This window comes from Pseudoduganella ginsengisoli, from assembly GCF_009720865.1.
GTDB classification, from domain to species: domain Bacteria; phylum Pseudomonadota; class Gammaproteobacteria; order Burkholderiales; family Burkholderiaceae_D; genus Rugamonas; species Rugamonas ginsengisoli.
The window spans coordinates 1-440 of sequence record NZ_WNLA01000089.1 but is presented as its reverse complement, the minus strand read 5'-3'; the positions used below and the strand labels follow the sequence as shown (position 1 = coordinate 440).

General features: G+C 62.0%; 1 protein-coding gene. It reads right to left on the bottom strand.

Going from position 1 to position 440, the window contains the following annotated elements; all coding sequences use genetic code 11:
* Positions 1–440: Ig-like domain-containing protein (locus GM668_RS30770; protein WP_229500145.1), on the bottom strand; the 440-nt coding region annotated here is incomplete at both ends.

The following is a 440-nucleotide window of genomic DNA, read 5'->3' as shown; positions in this document are numbered from 1 at the left end:
GTATCGGACAGCCCAATGGTAGCGGTGGGCCGCAGGGTATCGATAGTGTAGTTCGACGAACTGGCCGTGCCGCTGCCGGTATTGCCATCGCTGTCGGCGACGCCTGTCTTGTCGAGCGTGATGACATTGGTCGTGTCTTCGATACTGGATGTCGGCGTGTACGTGCCGGTCCACGTGGTGCCGCCATCGGAAGAACTGAGCGAGGCAATGGAACCGTTGGCTACCGTCAGGTCAGCCGTGGTCAGTCCCGTCACCGCTTCGCTGAACGTGATGGTGACGGTAGCCGTTTCACCCGCCGTCAACGCGCTATCGGACAGCGCAACCGTGGCTGTGGGGCGCACAGTGGCTACCGTGTAATTGGACGAGCTGGTGCTGCCGCTGCCGGCGTTGCCGGCGCTATCCTGTACGCCCGTGTTGTCGAGTGTGATGACATTGGTCGC